This window comes from Microbacterium sp. NPDC097977, from assembly GCF_040302605.1.
Classification (GTDB): domain Bacteria; phylum Actinomycetota; class Actinomycetes; order Actinomycetales; family Microbacteriaceae; genus Microbacterium.
Genome location: NZ_JBEOUR010000048.1, coordinates 1 through 19665, shown reverse-complemented (window position 1 = coordinate 19665; position 19665 = coordinate 1). Strand labels below are relative to the sequence as shown.

Genomic DNA, 19665 nt, shown 5'->3' with positions numbered 1-19665 from the left:
CCTTGCGTCTCGCGGCTGAACCGGTCGACGCAGAGGCGCGACGGGAGGGCGGTGTCAGTCCTCGACCAGGAACCGCGAGTAGGCGCCGAGGGTGAGGAACGCGGGGAAGTCCTCCTTCAGCGCGACGTCGCGGAACACCGACGCCGCATCGTCGAAGCGGTCGCCGTCGGTGCGGTCGACGGTGTCGAGCACCTCGCCGATCAGACCCTCCACGTACTCGGCCGTGATCGGCGTGCCGTCCTCGGTCGTGCGGTCCTGGTGGATCCACTGCCACACCTGCGAGCGGCTGATCTCGGCGGTCGCCGCGTCCTCCATCAGGTTGTCGATGGCCACGGCGCCGAGGCCGCGCAACCACGCTTCGAGGTATCGGATCGCCACCGAGACGTTGTCGCGCACGCCCTGACCGGTGATCGGCCGTCCGATGTGCAGATCGAGCAGCTGCGCCGCCGTCACCGAGACCTCGGGGCGTGAGCGGTCGATCTGGTTCGTCCCGTCGCCGAGCACGGCATCGAATTCGGCCTGAGCGGTCGGGATCAGGTCGGGGTGCGCCACCCAGGTGCCGTCGAAGCCGTCCCCGGCCTCGCGGCGCTTGTCGGCCGTGACCTTCTCGATCGCCCGCGCCGTCACCTCGGGGTCGCGCCGGTTCGGGATGAAGGCGCTCATGCCGCCGATCGCGTAGGCGCCCCGCTTGTGGCAGGTCTGCACGAGCAGTTCGGTGTAGGCCCGCATGAAGGGCACCGTCATCGTGACCTCGCTGCGGTCGGGGAGCACGAAGCGGGCGCCGCGACCACGGTAGTTCTTGATGATCGAGAAGATGTAGTCCCAGCGACCCGCGTTCAACCCCGCGCAGTGATCACGCAGTTCGTAGAGGATCTCGTCCATCTCGAACGCCGCGGGCAGCGTCTCGATGAGCACCGTCGCGCGGATGGTCCCGTGCGGGATCCCCACGTACTCCTCGCTGAACGAGAACACGTCGTCCCACAGCTTCGCCTCCTCGCTGGATTCCAGCTTCGCGAGGTAGAAGTACGGCCCGCGACCGTTCGCGATCAGCTCCTCCGCGTTGTGCAGGAAGTACAGACCGAAGTCGACGAGCGACCCGGATGCCGCGGTGCGGCGCCCCGCGCGGTCGATGAACTGCAGGTGCTTCTCGGGGAGGTGCCAGCCGCGGGGACGCATCACGATCGTGGGGGTGCGCTCCGCGGTGACGCGGTACTCCTTGCCCTCCGGCGACGTGAACGACAGCGTGCCGCGGATGGCGTCGCGCAGCGAGAGCTGTCCCTCGATGACGTTCCGCCAGGTGGGGCTCGTGGCGTCCTCCTGGTCGGCCAACCAGACTCGGGCTCCCGAGTTCAGGGCGTTGATCGTCATCTTCGGATCCGTCGGCCCGGTGATCTCGACGCGGCGGTCCTCGAGCCCGGGACCTGCTCCCGCCACCCGCCACGCGGCGTCGTCGCGGATGTGCCTGGTGTCGTCGCGGAACCGCGGGTCGTGCCCGGTGCCGATCTCGAAGTGCCGTCGCAGGCGGTCGGCGAGCCGGTCGTGGCGGCGCGACGCGAAGCGGTGGTGCAGCTCGGTGAGAAAGGCGATGGCCTCGGGGGTGAGGATCTCGTCGTAGTGCTCTCGCAGCGGACCCGTCACGGTGATCGCGGGGCCCTGCTGGGTGGTCTGGATCGGAGCGGTGGTCGGGGGAGCGGTGGGAGTGGTCATGGTCGTGGTCCTTTTCATCGGGTGGCCCTTCGTCTCGTCGTATCCGGTTCCTGAGCGAGCGGAGCGAGACGAAGGGCGCGAAGGTGGTCGTCCTTCGTCTCGTCACGTCCGGTTCCTGAGCGAGCGGAGCGAGACGAAGGGCGCGAAGGGCGCGAAGGGCGCGAAGGGCTGGAAGGGCGGGGGAGGTGGTCGTCCTTCGTCTCGTCGCTGCGCTCCTCGCTCAGGAACCGGGAAGGTGCTCGGTTCCTGAGCGAGCGGAGCGAGACGAAGGGCGCGAAGGGCGCGAAGGGTGGGAAAGGTGGTCGCCCTTCGTCTCGTCGCTGCGCTCCTCGCTCAGGAACCGCGGAGCGAGACGAAGGGCGGGGTGTTCAGTGGAACTGCGCGGTCTCGGTGGAGCCGGCGAGCGCGAGGGTCGCGCTGTCGGGGTTGAGTGCGGTCGAGATCACGTCGAAGTATCCGGTTCCCGCCTCGCGCTGGTGCTTGGTGGCGGTGTAGCCGTTCGCCTCGTCGGCGAACTCGGCTTCCTGCAGTTCGACGTAGGCGCTCATGGCGCGTTCGGCGTAGCCGCGGGCGAGATCGAACATGGAGTGGTTCAGGGCGTGGAAGCCGGCGAGGGTGATGAACTGGAAGCGGTACCCCAGCTCGGCCAGCTCCTGCTGGAACGTCGAGATCTCGGCGTCGGAGAGATGACGCTTCCAGTTGAAGCTCGGTGAGCAGTTGTAGGCGAGCAGCTTGCCCGGGTGCCTGGCATGGATCGCCGCGGCGAACTCGCGCGCCAGCTCGATGTCGGGCTCCCCGGTCTCCACCCAGAGCAGGTCGGCGTAGGGCGCGAAGGCGAGGCCGCGGCTGATGACCGACTCGATGCCGGGGCGGATGCGGTAGAAGCCCTCGGCGGTGCGCTCACCGGTGGTGAACCGCTGGTCCCGCTCGTCGACGTCGCTGGTGAGCAGATCGGCGGCGAGAGCATCCGTCCTGGCGATGATGACCGTCGGCACGCCGGCGACGTCCGCGGCGAGGCGGGCCGCGTTGAGCGTGCGGATGTGCTGCTGTGTGGGGACGAGGACCTTGCCGCCCAGGTGCCCGCACTTCTTCTCGCTCGCCAGCTGGTCCTCCCAGTGGATGGCGGCGGCGCCGGCCTGGATCAGCGACTGCGCGAGTTCGTAGGCGTTGAGCGGACCGCCGAAGCCGGCTTCGGCGTCGGCGACGATCGGCGCGAGCCAGTCCCGGGTGATCTCGCCTTCGGCGTGCTCCAGCTGGTCCTGACGGATCAGCGCGTTGTTGATGCGGCGGACCACGGCAGGCACCGAATTCGCGGGGTAGAGCGACTGGTCGGGGTACGTCTGCCCGGCGAGGTTGCCGTCGGCGGCGACCTGCCAGCCCGAGAGGTAGATCGCCTTGAGGCCCGCCCGCACCTGCTGCACGGCCTGCCCGCCGGTGTAGGCACCGAGCGCCCGCACGTAGTCCTCGGTGTGCAGCAGGTTCCAGAGGTTCTCGGCCCCGCGGTGGGCGAGGGTGGAGTCCTCGCGGACCGACCCGCGGACGCGGATGACGTCGTCGGCCGAGTACGTGCGCTCGACGCCGTCCCACCGCGGATCCGTCTCCCAGATCTCCTGCAGCTCGGCGGCCGTCTGAACCTGGTCGCCGGCGCGAAGACCCGCGGGGCGGGGTGTGTGATTCTGAGCGGTGTTCGTCATGGTGTCTCCTCCGTGGGATGCCCGGACCGTGAAGCCGGGTGGCGTGTTCCCACTGTGTGTGAAGAAGTCCCGCTCCACTGACCGATCCCTGTGTGAAGATCGCTCGAAATTCTGTTTCTGTGACAGAATCGGCCCCATGAGCACCTCCACGGTCGAAGAAGACGCCGACGCTCTCACGATCGGACGCCGCATCCGTCAGCTGCGCACGGCGCGCGGGATGACCCTGGACGACCTCGCCGCGGCCGTCGATCGGGCCCCGAGCCAGATGTCAATGATCGAGACCGGCAAGCGGGAGCCGAAGCTCACGCAGCTGCAGGCGATCGCGCGGGCACTCGGTGTCACGATCGACGCGCTGCTCGAGGGAGAGCCGCTCGACGAGCGCAGCGCGATCGAGATCGCCCTCGAACGGGCCATGAAGGGGCAGACGTTCCAGGCGCTCGGGATCGAGCCGTTCCGCATCGCCAAGAGCATGCCGACGGATGCTCTCAAGGCGTTGCTGGCTCTGCACGGCGAGATCGATCGGCTCAAGGACGAGCGGGCGGCCACACCGGAGGAGGCCAGGCGTGCGAACGTCGAGCTCCGTCATCTGATGCGCAGGCAGGACAACCACTTCGCCGACCTCGAGGCGAAGGCGGCGGAGCTCCTCGCCGCGGTGCGCCACCCCGGCGGTCCGCTCACCCAGCGGACCGCATCGGAGATCGCCGCGCATCTCGGCTTCACGCTGCACTATGCCCCCGACCTTCCGCAGACGACGAGGAGCGTCGCCGATCTCGCCCACGGGCGGCTGTACCTGTCGAGCAGCGTGCCGGCCAAGGGCGACGCGAGGACGGCCGTGCTGCAGGCGCTCTCGAGTCGCATCCTCGGACACTCCGAGCCCCGCAGCTACGCGGAGTTCCTCCGCCAGCGCGTCGAGACCAACTACCTCACCGGCGCGCTGCTGATCCCGGAGGCGCACGTGGTGCCGGCGCTGCGGGAGGCGAAGACGCGCAGGGCGATCTCGATCGAGGATCTGCGCGACGCGTACTCGGTCTCGTACGAGACGGCGGCGCATCGCTTCACGAACCTCGCGACCCGCCACCTCGACATCCCCGTGCACTTCCTCAAGGTGCACGAGTCCGGCACCATCACGAAGGCGTACGAGAACGACGACGTGAACTTCCCGACCGATCGGCTCGGCGCGATCGAGGGGCAGATGTGCTGCCGTCGCTGGACCAGTCGCGTGGTCTTCGACGAGGACGACCGCTTCAATCCGTACTACCAGTACACCGACACCGGCAACGGCACCTACTGGTGCACGGCCAGGGTGGAGGCGTCGAGCGAGGGACTGCACTCGGTCAGCGTGGGCGTGCGCTTCGATGACACGAAGTGGTTCGTCGGGCGGGACACCCCGCACCGGGGCGTGTCGAAGCACTCGGTGGAGGTCTGCTGTCGCAGGGCTCCCGCCGAGCTCGAGGGGCGGTGGCGCGAGAACTCGTGGCCCAACGTGAAGACGCCGCGCACGCTGCTCGCGACCCTGCCCACGGGGTCGTTCCCCGGCGTCGACACCACCGACGTCTACGAGTTCCTCGAGGCGCACGCGCCCCGCTGAGGTCGGTCAGTCGGTGAGACGGTTTCGCGCCGCGGCGCGCCAGGATTCAAGATGCGTCGGAAGGTCGACGATGAGCGTCTGCCAGAAGAGGTCGTCGTTCATAGAGCGATAGCCGGAGTGCGCGGCGATGTTTCGCATCGTGATGAGTGCGCGTCTGACCTCGTCGGCGACGTCGCCCAGGTGCGCCTCGAACTCCTCGGTTTCGAACAGCGCCGCGGCGCGGATGACCGCCATCGACCCCGAGGCGTACGCGGGTGAGTCTCGAACGAAAGCCTCTCGCCCGCCCGAGACCGCGTGGTCGAGAAGCGTCGAGATGGCGTCGAGGCTGTCGTTCACTTTGATGAGCGAGATCTCGGCTGCCGTGGCGCCGTCGCCCGCGCGGGGAACACGGGTGAACGAGTGTCCGTGCGGCCGGCTCTGATCGCTCATAGCGGCACGAGGGTGGTGTCGTCGAGGAAAGCGGGGCGTGCGGCGTCGTCCACCACGATGTCCACCGGGAACCCGGTGAGAGCCTCGACGTCGTTCTGGAACAGCGCGACATCGAAGTAGCTGCGGTCCGCGTCCACGCGTGCCAAGAGATCGATGTCGGAGGTGAAGTGGTCGGTGCCCCGCGCGACGGAGCCGAAGACGCGGATGTCTCGAATACCGCGTCGGGCACCTGCGGCGACGATCGCTGCCGCCGTCTCTTCCAGCGGGAGGCTCGGCCGATAGTCGGCAGCGCTCAACAGCCGCTCCAGCGCATCGGGCCCCACAGCACGACGCCCGGCTTCGATGGCCGCGATGTTCGGCTGGCTCATCCGCGCCGCTCGCGCGAGTTGAGCCTGAGTCATCTGCCGATCTGCTCGTGCCGCGGCGACGAGGGCCGCGCTGCGCTGAGGGTCGAAACGGTGAGCCATGAGATACCTCCGTGATATAGCGTACGGGCATCTCTCGGCTCGGGGAAGGCGCTCTCAGGGGCAGGGGGGTTGAGTGAACACCGAACACGTGTTAGGTTTTCGCAGATCGACGCGCTGCGATCGGCGGCGCCGTTCTCGACGAGGAGACACGATGAAGCGATGGATGAGCGCAGTGGCGACGGCCGGACTGGTCGTCTCGGGATTGGCACTCGCGGGCCCGGCGGTCGCCGGCGGCGGTCCGGAGGGCGGGGGCGGCAGACCGGGGACGCAAGAGCTCGAGCGTTGGGCGACCGACACCTGGCGGTCACTCGATGCGATGACCGACGAGCAGACGGGCCTGCCGTCCGACAACGTCACCGGCGATCTGCAGACCCCGGGGGAGTACACCTCTCCGACCAACATCGGCGGATATCTGTGGTCGACCGTGACCGCGCGCGACCTGGGCATCATCGACGATGCCGAGGCGCACTCCCGCCTGTCGACGACCCTCGACACGCTCGCCGGCCTCGAACGCAACGACGCGAGCGGCATGTTCTACAACTGGTACTCGCCCACCACGGGAGAGAAGCTGACGACGTGGCCCGACTCGGGTGACACCGTGTACCCGTTCCTCAGCACCGTCGACAACGGATGGCTCGCCGCCTCGCTGCGCATCGTCCGCGAAGCGGATCCCGCCCTCGCGGGTCAGGCCGATGCCCTCTACGACTCGATGAACTTCGCATCGTTCTTCGACCCCGCAGGCGCCGCCGGTCTCCCGGCCGGCACGAATCGCGGCGGCTTCTGGGATGCCCCGCCGCCGGACTGCAGCGTCGAGGCGCCCATGTACAACGGCTCGGGGGCGACGGCGTTCTACACCTGCCATCACTACGACACCACCGTCAGTGAGAGTCGCATCGCGACCTACCTGGGCATCGCGAACGGGCAGATCCCCGCGACCGCGCTGTACGGCACCCACCGCACGATGCCTCCCGGATGCGACTGGGCCTGGCAGGAGCAGCTGCCGCAGGGCGAGTACCGCACCTACGACGGCGTCGAGGTCTGGGAGGGCGCCTACTCCTACGACGGGATGTCGTTCGTCCCGAGCTGGGGCGGCAGCATGTTCGAGTCGCTGATGCCCGACCTGCTCGTGCCCGAGACGAAGTGGGGGCCGAAGTCCTGGAAGCTCAACCACCCCATCACGGTCGCCGTGCAGAAGCAGCACGGGCTCGATGAGGCCGGATACGGATACTGGGGCTTCTCGCCCGCGAGCGATCCGTTCGGCGGATACGCGGAGTACGGCGTGGACATCGCCGGCATGCGGTCGGACGGCTACACCTCGGACGCCGAGAAGACCGACGTCGACGTCGACCGGCCGGGATGCGCGGAGGGCACGAATCCCGCACCCGAGTTCGGCGACGGGGTCGTGACCCCGCACGCGGCCTTCCTCGCCCTGCCCTATGACCGCAAGGGCGCGCTGCGCAACCTCGAGGGCATCGAGAAGGACCTCGGTGCCTACGGACCCGGCGGGTTCTACGACGCCGTCGCCGTGAAGAGCGGCACGGTCGCCGAACGCTACCTGTCGCTGGACCAGTCGATGATCATGGCCGCGATCGGCAACGAGCTCACGAAAGATACACTCAAGGACTACTTCGTGGACCGCGAGATGGAGCAGCGCCTGCGGCCCGCGATGAGACAGCAGGTATTCGGCTCGTCATGGGGAGCGGGGCACGGCCACCACGGCTGAGCCCGCCTCGCTGCGCGGGAGGACACGGAGTGGGCGATGAGCACGGATGAGCGGTCGGCAGCGGCACGAAGGCCCCGTGGCCCGTACGCCACGGGGCAGGCCCGCCGACAGGCCATCGTCGACGAAGCGCTCGCGGTGTTCTCCCGCACGGGATTCCACGGTGGATCCCTGCGGGAGATCGCGAAGCGGGTCGGTGTGACGCCGGCGGGGCTGCTGCACCACTTCGCCGACAAGGAGGAGCTGTTCGCCGAGGTGCTGCGTCAGCGCGACGAGAAGGTGCGGGCGGCCGCGGGCGACCCGGCGGAGCACACGCTGATCGAGCAGGCCAAGAGGGTCGTGGCCCACAACCGGACCTCGCGCGGTCTGACGTCGCTGTACGCGATCATCTCGGCGGAGGCCACCGACCCCGACCACCCCTCGCACGTCGACTTCGCGGCCCGCTACCGTGACCGTGCCGCCGACGCCGAGCAGATCCTCCGCCGCGGGCAGGTCGACGGCGAGGTGCGCGACGACATCGATCCCGGCCGTGCGGCGCGACTGATCAGTGCGGTGATGGACGGCATCCAGCTGCAGTGGCTCCTCGACGACTCCGTCGACATGGTCCTGCTCTTCGAGGAGTTCGTCGCGGGCTATCTGACTCCCGCCGCGGCGCCGACCGGCTGAGAGCGTCGTCAGTCCCTAGCGGTCTGCAGGAGCGCCCACAGCTCGGCGCGCGCCGGGAACGACGACAGGTCGAACCCCAGCAGCACGCCCGCCTGGGCGATGCGGGAGCGCAGAGTGTGCCGGTGCACGCCGAGCACCGAGGCTGCGGCCTCGCTCTTCGCGTCGTGCTCCAGCCAGATGCGCACCGAGGTCTCCAGTTCGCCGCCGGTCCTGGTGTCGTGGTCGCGGAGAGGGGCGAGACGGGACTCGGCCACCAGGCGCGCCTCGTCGGTCGCGAGTGCGCTGAGGATGCTGGAGCCCACCGTGTCGGCGTAGGCGAAGACTCCCGGATCCTGCTGCTGCCGGAGCGCGGCGAGGGCCTGGGCATGCGCGCGGGAGAAGGCGTCGTACGACTCCGAGCCCGACGCCCCGATGCGCACGCCGAAGCGGGTGGCCACCTCGTCGAGCAGAGACGCGTCCGCGGCGGAGAGGCAGAGCACGACGCCGTCCGCCGATTCCGCGAGGAAGCTCGCCGTGCCGTGCTCGCTGCGCCGCCGCTCCCACCAGTCCGTCAGGGGGCCGGCCGGTCCGTCCGCGGCGACGGCGACGATCACCGGAGCCGCGGGCATGCTGCCGAGCACCCGGCGGGCGAGCGCGGGGTCGTCGCCGAGCAGCGAGCCCAGCAGCTGCGAGTGCAACCGGCGGCGGCTGCGGGCCAGCTGATCGCTCTGCTCGAGGGCGAGACCCGCCATCGCGATCACCGATGTCACGACGGTGCGCGCCTCGGCGTCGAGAGCATCGACGGCGAGGGCGATGACGCCCCGCAGGTGCCCGCCGCGCCCGACCGTGAAGAGCGTGAAGGTGCGTTCGTCGATGGTGAGCGACTGCCCGGTCTCCAGCCCGCGCGCGAGCACCTCGGTGGCGCGGACGCCGAGCGGGGCGAGCGCCTCCGGCGGCAGGGCCGAGGGGGGATGCGAGAGCTGCAGCGCGCCGGAGGCGTCGTACATCCCGACCCAGACGCCGAGCCGGCGGCCGAGCTCCGCGACCGTCGCATCCAGGCCCCGGGGGCGGAGCGCCGCCAGGGCGAGCGCGCGCTGCGTGTCGAGTGCCCAGGACCTGCGGGCGTACGCCTGAGCGGCGATCGCCTCGGAGTGCGCGCGGGCGACGGCGATGAACGGCGTGCGGTAGGGCACCTCGAACAGCGGTATGCCTCGGCGCGCGCATTCGACGACGAGCTCGTCGGGCACCCCGGCGCGGTGCACGTCGGAACCGAAACCCAGGCCGAGCACGCCGCGATCGGAGAGCCGATCGACGTAGACGTCGAGGTCGGCATCGGCATCGAACTGCGTGCCGGTGGTCAGCAGCGCGAGATCCTCGGCGAGGAACGGCGTCGGGTCGGCGAGGTCGGAACTGTGCACCCAGCGCAGCGGGCGGTCCAGTGCACCGGCCGGCAGCAGGTCCTCCCGGGAGACGAGACGCAGCCCCAGATCGGTGCGAGCGAGCAGGGCGTGCAGCGTCGGCTGCTCGGTCGCATCCATGTCGATGTCCTCCTGACCGTCGCGCTGAACTGTACGGCGCGGCGATGATCCTGATCAGATTGTACAGTCTGGCGAATGCAGGGGCCCCCGCCGCGGTCGTACGCTCGCCCACATGGCACTCCTCGACACCGCAGCAGTCGCAGTTCCCCTCGGCGGGCCCGACCTCCCCCAGGAGCGTCGACTCGTGACCGACCTCCCCGGCCCCCGGTCGGCCGAGATCCTCGCCCGCAAGGCCGACGCCGTCGCCGCCGGTGTCGGGCACACCGTTCCCGTCGCGGCCGTCGCGGCCGGCGGAGGCGTGGTCGTCGACGCCGACGGCAACTCCCTGATCGACCTCGGCTCCGGCATCGCCGTGACCACGGTCGGCAACGCGCACCCGAAGGTCGCCGCGGCCGTCGCCGCGCAGGCCGCGCAGTTCACGCACACCTGCTTCATGATCTCGCCCTACGAGTCGTACATCGGCGTCGCCGAGGCGCTCAACCGGCTCACCCCCGGCGACTTCGCCAAGAAGAGCGCTCTGTTCAACTCCGGCGCCGAAGCCGTCGAGAACGCGATCAAGATCGCGCGCAAGCACACCGGTCGCCAGGCGGTCGTCGCGTTCGACCACGGCTACCACGGCCGCACCAACCTCACGATGGCCCTGACCGCGAAGTCGATGCCGTACAAGAGCGGCTTCGGACCGTTCGCCCCCGAGGTCTACCGCGCGCCGATGTCGTACCCCTTCCGCGACGGGCTCGAGGGTGGCGAGGCGGCCTCCCGCGTCATCCTGCAGCTCGAGAAGCAGATCGGCGCCGACAACCTGGCGGCCGTGATCATCGAGCCCATCCAGGGCGAGGGCGGCTTCATCGTCCCCGCCGACGGATTCCTCCCCGCGATCGCGTCGTGGTGTCGTGCCAACGGCGTCGTCTTCATCGCCGACGAGGTGCAGACCGGCTTCGCGCGCACCGGCCACATGTTCGCCAGCGAGATCTTCGGCATCGAGCCCGACCTCATCACCACCGCCAAGGGCATCGCCGGCGGGCTGCCCCTCGCCGCTGTCACCGGCCGCGCCGAGATCATGGACGCCTCCCACTCCGGCGGCCTCGGCGGCACCTACGGCGGCAACCCGATCGCCTGTGCCGCGGCGCTCGCCGCGATCGACGTCTTCGAGAACGACGGCGTGATCGAGCGCGCGCGAGAGATCGGCGAGATCCTCACACGTCGCCTCGGCGAGATGCAGGAGAAGGATGCCCGCATCGGAGACATCCGCGGACACGGCGCCATGATCGCCGCCGAGTTCGTCGATCCCGAGACGAAGGCGCCCGACGCCGCGCTCACCGCGGCGGTCGCCAAGGCCTGCGTCGCGCAGGGGGTCATCGTCCTCACCTGCGGCACCTATGGCAATGTCATCCGCTTCCTCCCTCCGCTCGCCATCGGCGACGACCTGCTGAACGAGGGTCTCGACGTGGTCGCCGCCGCACTCGCCCAGGCCTGACATGTCGGCGGAATCGGAATCGCAGTGGGACCGGCCCGTCTCTCCTGAGACGTCGGCCGGTTTCGCCGGCGCCAACCCGCGCACGAAGAAGCTGCGGTCCCGTCACATCACGATGATCACCCTCGGGGGGATCATCGGCGCGAGCCTCTTCGTCGGATCCGGCAACGTCATCCGCACGGTCGGGCCTGCTGCCGTGGTCTCCTACCTCATCGGCGGACTGCTCGTGTTCCTCGCGATGCGCATGCTCGGCGAGATGGCGGCCTCGCGCCCGGCCATCGGCTCCTTCATGGAGTACGCCAGGGTCGGCCTCGGCAATTGGGCCGCCTACCTGGTGGGGTGGCTGTACTGGTACTTCTGGGTCGGGGTGCTCGCCTACGAGGCGGTGCTCGGCGGCGAGACCCTGGCGGGCTGGTTCCCGGTCGTCCCCTCGTGGGCATGGTCGCTGGTCCTCATCGCGATCTTCGTCGGCACGAACGTCATCTCGGTCCGCACCTTCGGTGAGGTCGAGTTCTGGCTCGCCAGCATCAAGGTGCTCGCCATCGTCGTGTTCCTCGGCGCCGGTCTGCTGTTCGCGTTCGGCCTCTGGCCGAATTCCGAGGTCTCGGTCTCGAACCTGTGGGAGCACGGGGGCTTCGCCCCGAACGGCTTCGGCGTCGCGTTCACGGGGGTCGCGCTGGTGATCTTCTCGTACTTCGGCACCGAGATCGCCGTGATGGCATCCGCCGAGTCCGAGGACCCGGCGAAGGGGATCCGCCAGGCGACGAGCACGATCATCTGGCGGATCCTGCTCTTCTTCGTCGGATCGGTGCTCATCATCGTCACGGTGGTGCCCTGGGACGAGCTCCCCGTCCCGACCGACGTGGCTACCGCCCCGTTCACGTACGCGCTCGAGCAGTTCGGCATCCCCGGTGCGAGCATCATCATGCAGCTCGTCATCTTCACCGCGGTGATCTCGGTCCTGAACTCGGGTCTCTACTCGGCATCCCGCATGTTCTCGGCGCTCGCCGAGCAGGGGTTCGCGCCGCGCATCGTGGCGAAGAAGTCGAAGAGCGGCGTGCCGGTCATGGCGCTGCTCGCCTCGACGATCGGCGGGCTGATCGCCACGCTGGTGAACTTCTTCACGCCGGGGTCGGGGATCTTCGACTTCATCATGAACTCCGCCGGACTCGTCGCACTGTTCGTCTACGTCTTCATCGCGCTGACCCAGTGGCGCCTGCGGCAGCGGATGACGTCGGAGGAGGTCGCGAACCTCACGCTCAAGATGTGGCTGCACCCGTGGCTGAACTTCCTGCTGATCGCGTGCATCGCCGCGGTGGTCGTCGTGATGCTCACGACCGAGGGCGGGCGCACCCAGGTGTGGACGAGCCTGATCGCCACCGGCGTCCTGGTCCTCTTCTGGCCGCTCGTGCGCCGGAATCTCGCGAAGCGCCCCACGGCGCCGACCACCACGACTCCGGGAAGCGACGCCGTCGCGACCTGAACACCCGTCCGGTCGCGATCCATATCGGGGGATGTGGGATCGCGACCGGCACGACACTTTCCAACGAAGGAGAAGCAGATGGCTGAGATCACTCGTGACGTGCTGATCGTCGGCGCCGGAGCCGCAGGGCTCACCGCGGCGAACGACCTGCGCAAGGCCGGCCTGTCGGTCGCCGTGCTGGAGGCCCGCGACCGGGTGGGCGGACGTCTGTGGACCGACGTCGTCGACGGCGCCATGCTCGAGCTCGGCGGCCAGTGGGTCTCGCCGGATCAGGACGCGCTCAAGGACACGATCGAGGAGCTCGGCCTCGAGACCTACAGCCGCTATCGCGAGGGCGACAGCGTCTACGTCGGACCCGACGGACAGGTGCACCGCTTCACCGGCGAGATGTTCCCGGTGTCGGCGGCGACCGAGGCGGTCATCGCCGAGATCACGTCGCAGCTGGACGCGATGGTCGCCGAGATCGACCCGGACCAGCCGTGGGCGCACCCCCGCGCCGCGGAGTGGGACTCGGTGACGTGGGACGCCTGGCTGCGCGCGCAGACCGACGACGACGAGGCCGTGCTGAACCTCGCGTTCGCCACGGGCTCGGCGATGCTCACCAAGCCGACGCACTCGTTCTCGCTGCTGCAGTCGCTGCACATGGCAGCCTCGGCAGGGTCGTACTCGAACCTCGTCGATGCCGACTTCATCCTCGACCAGCGCGTGGTCGGCGGACTGCAGAAGGTGCCGCTGCTGCTCGCCGAGCGCCTGGGCGACGACGTCCTCCTGAACCAGCCGGTGCGCTCGCTCGAGTGGAGCGACGACGGCGTCACGGCGACGACCGACGAGCTCACCGTGCGCGCCCGCTTCGCGATCCTCGCGCACGCTCCCGTGCTCTACAGCCGCATCGCCTTCGTGCCGCCGCTGCCGCGTCGCCAGCACCAGCTGCACCAGCACCTCTCGATGGGCTTCGTGATCAAGGTGCACGCCGTCTACGACCGCCCGTTCTGGCGCGAGCAGGGGCTGAGCGGCACCGCCTTCAGCCCGTACGAGCTCGCCCACGAGGCGTACGACAACACCAATCACGGTGACGAGCGCGGCACCCTGGTCGGCTTCGTCAGCGACCAGAACGCCGACGACCTCTTCGCGCTGTCGGCCGAGGAACGCAAGGAGCGCATCCTCGCCTCGCTGTCGCACTACTACGGACCCGAGGCCGAGAACCCCGTCGTCTACTACGAGAGCGACTGGGGCACCGAGGAGTGGACGCGCGGCGCATACGCCGCCAGCTTCGACATGGGTGGTCTGCACCGCTACGGAGCGGATCTGCGCACCGCCGTCGGCCCGATCCACTTCGCCTGCAGCGACATGGCGGGCGCCGGATTCCAGCACGTCGACGGCGCCATCCGCATGGGGCACCTCGTCGCGTCGACCATCGTCGAGTCCCGCAGGGCAGCCGGCGACCAGGCTGAGGTCGGCTGATGCCCGGCGCGGTCGTCGTGGGGTACACGGCGACGGACGCGGGTGCGGATGCCGCGGCTCTCGGCGCGCGGCTCGCCCGCAGCCTCGGGGCTGTCCTGCATCTCGTGATCGTGCTGCCCTCCGAGGGCACGCGCAGCGCGGCGGTCCCGCCGGAGCGCGCATACGAGGATCACATCCGCCGCCAGGCGAAGGAGTGGCTCGAGGATGCGGTCGTGCGCCTGCCGCAGGAGCTGACCCGCACGGGGCACGTGCGGTTCGGGGAATCCTTCGCCGAAGGGCTGATCGCCGCGGGTGAGGAGTTCGACGCCCGCATCATCGTGGTCGGCACGGCCAACGGCAGCATCTTCGGACGCCACCGCCTCGGCAGTGTGGCGTCGGAGCTGCTGCACTCGTCGACCATCCCGGTCGCGCTCGCCCCTGCGGGCACCGCCGAGGAGGACGATCATGTGCTGCCGCGCGTCACCGTCGCGGTCGGCACCCGCCCCGGCGCCGACAACCTGCTCGACGAGGCGGCGGCGATCGCCACCACGTCGCGAGTCGGTCTCCGCCTGGTCTCCCTCGTCCCGTTCGACGTCCCACCCGGACTCGACACCGGTGCCATCCGACTGGTGGGCACTGAGCACGGCCGCGGCGTGCTCACGGTCGCCAAGGGGCTGCTCCCCGCGGATCTGCCCGCCGACGTCGAGGAGGCTCCCGGCGACACGGTCGAGGATGCGGTGTCGAACCTGTCCTGGCTCCCCGGCGAGGTCGTCCTGGTCGGCTCCAGCCGCCTGGCGCAGCCGCGCCGCCTGTTCCTCGGCTCGACCGCGGCGAAGATGCTGCACGAGCTCCCCGTCCCGATGATCGTCGTCCCGCGCACCCGCGCCGAAGCAGGAGTCCGCTGATGAGCAGCTCGAACCGGGCGACGGAGCCCGAATCCGGTGTGACGACCGGAATCTCGCAGAAGGGCCTCAGCGCGGGGTCCGTCGGCGTGCTCGGCGCCGTGGTCATCGGCGTCTCGACGATCGCCCCCGCGTACACGCTGACCGCCTCGCTCGGCCCGACGGTCGCGGTCGTGGGCACCCAGGTGCCGGCCATCATCCTCGTCGGTTTCATCCCGATGCTGCTGACGGCGTTCGGCTATCGCGAACTGAACCGGATGATGCCGGACTCCGGCACCTCATTCACGTGGGGCGTGCGCGCCTTCGGCCCGTGGATCGGCTGGATGACCGGATGGGGACTCATCGCCGCCACCGTCATCGTGCTGTCGAACCTGGCCGGCATCGCGGTCGAGTTCCTCTTCCTCCTCATCGCACAGCTCTCCGGCAACCCGGGGATCGCCGACCTCGCGTTCAACCCCGTCATCAACGTCGTGGTCTGTCTGCTCTTCATGCTGGGCGCGACGCTCGTGTCGTACCGCGACATGCAGACGACCCAGAAGTTCCAGTACATCCTCGTCGGCTTCCAGGTTCTCGTGCTCGTCGTGTTCGCGACCGTCGCGATCATCAAGGCGGTCTCGGGCGATGCGCCCGAACCCACCGCGTTCTCGTGGTCGTGGTTCAATCCGTTCGAGGTCCCCTCCTTCAGCGCCTTCGCCGCGGGCCTGTCGCTGTCGATCTTCATCTTCTGGGGCTGGGACGTCGTGCTCACCATGAACGAGGAGACGAAGGACCCCGCCAGGACTCCCGGTCGCGCCGCGATGGTCACCGTCTTCGTCGTGGTGAGCCTCTACCTGCTGCTCGCGATCGGCCTGATCATGTTCGCGGGAGTCGGCTCGGGCGCCTACGGTCTCGCGAACGAGGACATATCCGCGAACGTCTTCTTCGCCCTCTCCGACCCGATCCTCGGGCCGCTCGCCTTCCTCGTCTCGCTCGCGGTGCTGTCGAGCTCGGCGGCATCCCTGCAGTCCACGGCGGTCGGCCCCGCCCGCACGCTGCTGGCCATGGGGCACTACGGAGCGCTGCCGAAGAAGTTCGCGCGGGTGAGCCCGCGCTTCTTCACCCCCGGCTACTCCACGATCGTCTCGGCCGTCGTCGCCTCGGTCTTCTACGCCGTGATGCGCCTGGTGAGCGAGAACGTCCTCACCGACACGATCCTCTCGCTCGGCATGATGATCTGCTTCTACTACGGCCTCACGGCGTTCGCGTGCGTCTGGTACTTCCGGCGCCAGTGGTTCGACTCGGCCAGGAGCTTCTTCTTCACGTTCCTGTTCCCGCTCGTCGGCGGCGCCATCCTCGCGGTGCTGTTCGTGACGACCCTCATCGACTCGATGGATCCGGCCTACGGCAGCGGATCCAACATCGGCGGCCTCGGGCTCGTCTTCGTGCTCGGTGTCGGCATCATCGTGATCGGCATCGTGGTCATGATCTGGCAGTCCATCCGTCGCCCCGCGTTCTTCCGCGGCGAGACCCTCGGCGTCGACGCGCCGCCGAGCGCTCGCCGCCGCTGACCCTTCCTCCCGTTCCCACAGAAAGAGATTCCCATGAGCACTCAGACAGAGCAGGCGCTGCTCGACAGCATCCCCACCGGCCTCTTCATCGGCGGCGAGTGGGTCGAGGGCAGCACCGGCAAGACCTTCGACGTGCAGGACCCGGCCACCGGTGCGGTCATCCGCACGATCGCCGACGCGACGCCCGAAGACGGCATCCGCGCGTTGGATGCGGCCGTCGCCGCGCAGGACTCGTGGGCGGCCACGGCGCCGCGCACCCGCAGCGAGATCCTGCGCAAGGCATTCGACCTCGTGCAGGAGCACAAGGAGGACCTCGCGCTGCTGATGACCCTCGAGATGGGCAAGCCGCTCGCCGAGGCCCGCGGAGAGGTCGGATACGGCGGCGAGTTCCTCCGGTGGTTCAGCGAGGAGGCGGTGCGCATCAGCGGCCGCTACGGCATCAACCCCGAGGGCACCGGGCACATGGTGGTCTCGCAGCGTCCCGTCGGCCCGTCGTTCTTCGTCACGCCGTGGAACTTCCCGTTCGCGATGGCGACGCGCAAGATCGCCCCGGCGCTGGCCGCCGGCTGCACGGTCGTGATCAAGCCCCCGGCACTGACCCCGCTGACCACGATCTTCTTCACCTCACTGCTCGAGAAGGCGGGACTTCCGAAGGGCGTCGTGAACGTCGTGCAGACCTCGAAGTCCTCGGCACTGTCTGCCCCGATCATCGCGGACCCGCGGCTGCGCAAGCTCTCGTTCACCGGCTCGACCGAGGTGGGCCGCAAGCTCATCGCCCAGGCCGCCGAGGGCGTGCTGCGTGTGTCGATGGAGCTCGGCGGCAACGCCCCGTTCGTGGTGTTCGACGACGCGGACCTCGACAAGGCCGTCGACGGCGCGCTCGCGGCGAAGTTCCGCAACATCGGTCAGGCCTGCACCGCCGCCAACCGCTTCATCGTGCACCAGGACGTCGCCGACGAGTTCGCGCGCAAGGTCACCGAGCGCGTGAACGCGATGAAGATCGGCCGCGGCACGGAAGAGGGCGTCGCGATCGGACCGCTCATCGACGCGGATGCCGTCGCCAAGGCCGGCGAGCTCGTCGACGACGCGGTGAACCGCGGCGCGACGCTGCTGGCCGGCGGCAAGGCCGTCGAGGGCACCGGCACCTTCTACGAGCCCACCGTGCTCACCGACGTGGTCGCCGGATCCGCGATCCTCCGCGAGGAGATCTTCGGGCCGGTGCTCGCGATCGCGACCTTCGAGACCGAGGACGACGCCGTGCGCCTCGCGAACGACACCGAATACGGACTCGTCTCGTACGTCTTCACCGAGAACCTGCAGCGCGGCCAGCGGATGATCGATCGGCTCGAGACCGGCATGATGGGTCTCAACGTGGGTGTGGTGTCGAACGCCGCGGCCCCCTTCGGCGGCGTCAAGCAGTCGGGTGTCGGCCGCGAGGGCGGCCTCGAGGGCATCCACGAGTACCTGTCCACCAAGTACACGCTGATCCCGGTCTCCTGACCGCTCGGCCCAGAGGAGGATGAACACATGACCGACTACACCGTCATCAACCCCGCCACCGGAGAGACGCTGGCGTCCTTCGACACGTTCACGGACGCGCAGATCGAGGAGGCGGTCGCCGCCGCCGACGAGGCGCACCGCGACTGGTCCCGGTCCTCGACCGTCGCCGAGCGTGCCGAGCTGCTGCGCCGCGCGGCCGCTCTGCACCGCGAGCGTCGCGAGGAGCTCGCCGACGTCTTCGTGCGCGAGATGGGCAAGCCCCGTGAGGCCGCGCTCGGAGAGGTCGACTTCGCGGCCGACATCGCCGAGTACTACGCCGACCAGGCCGAGGCCATCATGGCCGACCAGCCGATCGCGATCCTCGGTGACGGCTCGGCCATCGTGCGCCGCTCGTCGCTCGGGCCGCTCGTCGGCATCATGCCGTGGAACTTCCCGGCGTACCAGATCGTGCGTTTCGCGGCGCCGAACCTGATCGTGGGCAACACGATCCTGCTCAAGCCCGCGCCGCAATGCCCCGAGTCGTCGACCGCCATCGAGGCGATCTACCACGACGCCGGATTCCCGAAGGGGGCGTACCAGAACGTCCTCGCGACGAACGACCAGATCGCCGACATGATCGCCGACCCGCGCGTGCAGGGCGTCTCTCTCACGGGGTCGGAGCGTGCCGGTGCCGCCGTCGCCGAGATCGCCGGACGCAACCTGAAGAAGGTCGCGCTGGAGCTCGGCGGCTCCGACCCGTTCATCGTGCTCTCCACCGACGACCTCGACGCCACGGTGCAGGCCGGCGTCGACGCACGTCTCGACAACAACGGCCAGGCGTGCAACGGCGCCAAGCGGTTCATCATCGTCGACGACCTCTACGACGCGTTCGTCGAGAAGTTCACGGCGGCGATGGCGTCGGTGACGGCGACCGATCCGACGCTCGATGACACGGTGCTCGGCCCCGTCTCGTCGGAGGCTGCGGCGGAGAACCTGCAGAAGCAGATCGATCAGGCCGTCGAGCAGGGCGCGACGCTGCTGACCGGCGGCACCAGGGACGGCGCGTTCTTCGCGCCGACCGTGCTCGCCGACGTCACGCCCGAGATGAACGTCTACCGCGAGGAGCTCTTCGGCCCCGCGGCGGTCGTGTACCGGGTCGCAGACGAGGACGCGGCCGTCGCCCTGGCGAACGACACGACCTTCGGCCTCGGATCGTACGTCTTCACCACGGATGCCGAGCAGGCCGAGCGCGTCGCCGACAGCATCGAGGCGGGCATGGTCTACGTGAACCTCGTGCTCGCCGACAGCCCCGAGCTGCCCTTCGGCGGCATCAAGCGCAGCGGCACCTCGCGGGAGCTGGGCCACCTCGCCGCCGACGAGTTCGTCAACAAGAAGCTCATCCGCATCGGCTGAGCGCCGGCCCTTCGTCTCGCCGCGCGGTTCCTGGCGCCCTTCGTCTCGCTTCGCGGTTCCTGAGCGAGGAGCGCAGCGACGAGACGAAGGGCGGGGTGTGGCGGCGCCCTTCGTCTCGCTGCGCGGTTCCTGAGCGAGGAGC

15 protein-coding genes are annotated in these 19665 nt (G+C 69.4%); 10 read left to right on the top strand and 5 right to left on the bottom strand.

Annotated features, from left to right (window positions below; translation table 11 throughout):
- Nucleotides 1-54 precede the first annotated feature (54 nt).
- Together aceB and aceA are read right to left on the bottom strand one after the other, a co-directional pair.
- Nucleotides 55-1707, bottom strand: coding sequence for a malate synthase A (aceB, locus tag ABTZ43_RS11695; protein WP_350538923.1), 1653 nt, complete (start codon nt 1705-1707; stop codon nt 55-57).
- A 368-nt stretch (nt 1708-2075) separates the two neighbouring features.
- Nucleotides 2076-3401: an isocitrate lyase gene (gene aceA / locus ABTZ43_RS11690; RefSeq protein ID WP_253384122.1), complete on the bottom strand. Its 1326-nt coding sequence runs from the start codon at nt 3399-3401 to the stop codon at nt 2076-2078.
- 136 nt (nt 3402-3537) lie between these two features.
- Between aceA and ABTZ43_RS11685 the strand changes: the two genes are divergently transcribed.
- Entirely contained in the window at nt 3538-4989 is a 1452-nt protein-coding gene (locus ABTZ43_RS11685; RefSeq protein WP_253384119.1) for a helix-turn-helix domain-containing protein, read from the top strand.
- A gap of 6 nt (nt 4990-4995) precedes the next feature.
- Here ABTZ43_RS11685 and ABTZ43_RS11680 read toward each other — a convergent pair whose 3' ends face one another.
- Together ABTZ43_RS11680 and ABTZ43_RS11675 are read right to left on the bottom strand one after the other, a co-directional pair.
- Complete coding sequence (locus ABTZ43_RS11680; RefSeq protein ID WP_314097398.1) at nt 4996-5418, bottom strand: ribonuclease HepT family protein; 423 nt, start codon at nt 5416-5418, stop codon at nt 4996-4998.
- The gene (locus ABTZ43_RS11675) at nt 5415-5885 is read right to left on the bottom strand and encodes a helix-turn-helix domain-containing protein (RefSeq protein ID WP_056420059.1); all 471 of its coding nucleotides are present in this window, start codon (nt 5883-5885) and stop codon (nt 5415-5417) included. The genes ABTZ43_RS11680 and ABTZ43_RS11675 overlap by 4 nt, the downstream gene beginning before the upstream one ends.
- A gap of 151 nt (nt 5886-6036) precedes the next feature.
- Between ABTZ43_RS11675 and ABTZ43_RS11670 the strand changes: the two genes are divergently transcribed.
- Together ABTZ43_RS11670 and ABTZ43_RS11665 are read left to right on the top strand one after the other, a co-directional pair.
- Nucleotides 6037-7608 carry a glucoamylase family protein gene (locus ABTZ43_RS11670; RefSeq protein ID WP_350538921.1) on the top strand — a complete coding sequence of 524 codons (1572 nt, stop codon included), beginning with the start codon at nt 6037-6039 and terminating at the stop codon, nt 7606-7608.
- 36 nt (nt 7609-7644) lie between these two features.
- On the top strand, nt 7645-8271 hold the full coding sequence (locus tag ABTZ43_RS11665) for a TetR/AcrR family transcriptional regulator (RefSeq protein ID WP_314097405.1): 627 nt from the start codon (nt 7645-7647) through the stop codon (nt 8269-8271).
- Nucleotides 8272-8279: 8 nt separating this feature from the next.
- On the opposite strand, the gene ABTZ43_RS11660 is transcribed toward ABTZ43_RS11665, so the two are convergent.
- Nucleotides 8280-9788: a PucR family transcriptional regulator gene (locus ABTZ43_RS11660; protein WP_350538919.1), complete on the bottom strand. Its 1509-nt coding sequence runs from the start codon at nt 9786-9788 to the stop codon at nt 8280-8282.
- A 112-nt stretch (nt 9789-9900) separates the two neighbouring features.
- On the opposite strand from ABTZ43_RS11660, the gene gabT reads away from it, so the two are divergent.
- The 7 genes from gabT (at nt 9901) to ABTZ43_RS11625 (ending at nt 19523) form a co-directional block, all read left to right on the top strand.
- Complete coding sequence (gene gabT, locus ABTZ43_RS11655) at nt 9901-11262, top strand: 4-aminobutyrate--2-oxoglutarate transaminase (protein WP_056420072.1); 1362 nt, start codon at nt 9901-9903, stop codon at nt 11260-11262.
- Nucleotide 11263: 1 nt separating this feature from the next.
- Complete coding sequence (locus ABTZ43_RS11650; protein WP_056420073.1) at nt 11264-12742, top strand: amino acid permease; 1479 nt, start codon at nt 11264-11266, stop codon at nt 12740-12742.
- 78 nt (nt 12743-12820) lie between these two features.
- On the top strand, nt 12821-14203 hold the full coding sequence (locus tag ABTZ43_RS11645; RefSeq protein ID WP_149422525.1) for a flavin monoamine oxidase family protein: 1383 nt from the start codon (nt 12821-12823) through the stop codon (nt 14201-14203).
- Entirely contained in the window at nt 14203-15087 is an 885-nt protein-coding gene (locus tag ABTZ43_RS11640) for a universal stress protein (protein WP_350538917.1), read from the top strand. Before ABTZ43_RS11645 ends, ABTZ43_RS11640 begins: the two co-directional genes overlap by 1 nt.
- The gene (locus ABTZ43_RS11635; protein WP_350538916.1) at nt 15087-16631 is read left to right on the top strand and encodes an APC family permease; all 1545 of its coding nucleotides are present in this window, start codon (nt 15087-15089) and stop codon (nt 16629-16631) included. The genes ABTZ43_RS11640 and ABTZ43_RS11635 overlap by 1 nt, the downstream gene beginning before the upstream one ends.
- A gap of 33 nt (nt 16632-16664) precedes the next feature.
- Nucleotides 16665-18131, top strand: a complete 1467-nt coding sequence (locus tag ABTZ43_RS11630; RefSeq protein WP_350538915.1) for an NAD-dependent succinate-semialdehyde dehydrogenase — start codon at nt 16665-16667, stop codon at nt 18129-18131.
- A gap of 27 nt (nt 18132-18158) precedes the next feature.
- The gene (locus ABTZ43_RS11625) at nt 18159-19523 is read left to right on the top strand and encodes an NAD-dependent succinate-semialdehyde dehydrogenase (protein ID WP_350538914.1); all 1365 of its coding nucleotides are present in this window, start codon (nt 18159-18161) and stop codon (nt 19521-19523) included.
- The last annotated feature ends 142 nt before the right edge of the window (nt 19524-19665 follow it).